The organism is Pseudovibrio sp. POLY-S9, assembly GCF_001431305.1.
Taxonomy (GTDB): Bacteria; Pseudomonadota; Alphaproteobacteria; order Rhizobiales; family Stappiaceae; genus Pseudovibrio.
In genome coordinates this window covers 1-1,718 of the sequence record NZ_LCWX01000047.1, presented here as the reverse complement: position 1 = coordinate 1,718, position 1,718 = coordinate 1, and the positions used below count along the sequence as shown (strand labels likewise).

Sequence of the window (1,718 nt, the reverse complement as noted above, 5' to 3'; positions counted from 1 at the left end):
TGATTGAAGGGGCATGCCCCTTCAATCAAAAGTCAAAGCTGCGAAAGTGGGTAATTTTCAAGCAGCACAAATGGGGAAAATACATCCAGCACTGACACTTCAGTTTTTGCTGGAAAATTATGGCTGCAGGCACGAGTTGAAAGTGCACCGCATCAATCAGCCTGCGTTGAAGTTTTACAGCGCGCTTGGATACGAGGATATCACTGCACAGGCTGATGCTCATCAAACCTGGCAGCGTTTGCGCTCTCCAGAGGCAATTCTGGATCACTCACCGGCTATTGCGGTGGGAGAACAAGTCTCTCACCGACAATAAGTTCAATATATCAAGTCATTAGAGCACGTCGCGTTCATTAACATTCACGCGTCGCGCTCTAATATCTTTGGTGGAGCGAATTCTTGTTGTCTGATTGAAACCAATCAAACGGAACGCGCTCTAAGATGGCATGCAAAGAGCAGGTAGACGATCAACATGTGCTTTGATCGTTTGCTCGGCCAGTTCACCGTCCCCAGTGCGCACAGCATTGATCAGCTGAGTGTGATCATCCTGAACGCCTTCTGAAATAAACCCGGCACGGCGCATTGCAGCGCGGTAGCGGGTGCACTGGTCATGAAGCATATGCAGGAACCGGCTTGCCCAACTGGAGCCTGCTCCCTCAACCAACGTCATATGAAACACGCGGTTGGCTTCTTCCCATTCATTCCAGAAATCACGCCGTGAAGCTTGCCATGTCCGCTCAATTTCCTGCAGTGCATGGTAAGCATCCAGCACGCTTTCGCGCCACTGAGCGTCGCCCTTTTCAACGGCGGTTCTCACCGTTGCGCTTTCAAGAAGGCGGCGCTGATCAATAATATCCTGAAACTCTTTTTGCGAAAGTTCTGGAATATAAAATCCCTTATGAGATTGCGTGGCAACCAGTCCTTGAGACACCAGACGGGAAAGTGCTTCGCGTACAGGTGTAGGCCCAACATCAAATGTGCTGCACATCTCGCGAATGCGCAATTTACTGCCCGGCTCAAGCTGGCCAGACAAAATTGCCGCCCGCAGGTGCGCGTAGGCCCTGTCAATGAGAGAGGCGGATGACGGGACGTTTTGTGCAGTGACCGATGTTACGGCTCTTTCTAAGGTATCCTCTATTTTCAAAGTTATCTGCCTTACAATTATTATCTATGCAATTTGGCGTTTCTTTTCGTCGGTATGGAAACTAGGTCATTTGTTTTGTTATCCGGCCAAGTTAAATTGCAAATATCAATTGGCCTTCTTATTACATCAATTGTAAAACAATATCTGAACTATAAAAGCAATGAAATTGCGTAGGAATGACATAACTTTCCAATAAAACGAGAGTGTTTTATGGAAAATAACGTCGAATTATCGATTATTTTTAAAAAAATGTGTAAGTACGGTCTTATTCATTGAGCATATGAATCAGACTTACTTAGAGTTCGATGAACAGAAATAGAGTTTATTCGCTATTTTAATAAAATAATCTCAACTATACTCTGCCGGCTCACTTCTTCGCGTATAAACGGCAGAAACTATTAGCAACGTTCTAAGTGGAAATCACTTATAGATCGCAAAATATCTCCTCCCAATACGCGATGAATTGCTCAGCTCATCTCGGGGTCGATTAGGGCTCAGTGATAAATCGTACGCTAAGGGTTCTGAGTTCTCTGTAATGTACGATAGATAGTTGCCCTTGAAACGGAGAATATTTCGG

Annotated in this window: 2 protein-coding genes; one reads left to right on the top strand and one right to left on the bottom strand. The window is 45.5% G+C overall.

The genetic code is table 11. The features are described 5' to 3' along the window. The first annotated feature begins 13 nt into the window (after window positions 1–13). Window positions 14–313, top strand: coding sequence for a hypothetical protein (locus PPL9_RS02735; RefSeq protein ID WP_200962078.1), 300 nt, complete (start codon window positions 14–16; stop codon window positions 311–313). Between the two features lie 120 nt (window positions 314–433). Here the strand turns inward: PPL9_RS02735 and PPL9_RS02730 are convergent, their stop codons facing one another. Next, the gene (locus PPL9_RS02730; protein ID WP_208989126.1) at window positions 434–1,141 is read right to left on the bottom strand and encodes a GntR family transcriptional regulator; all 708 of its coding nucleotides are present in this window, start codon (window positions 1,139–1,141) and stop codon (window positions 434–436) included. Window positions 1,142–1,718: the final 577 nt, after the last annotated feature.

Coding starts and splice junctions, on each gene's coding strand:
- PPL9_RS02735 (WP_200962078.1), top strand. CDS start 14: ATGCCCCTTCAATCAAAAGTCAAAGCTGCGAAAGTGGGTAATTTTCAA.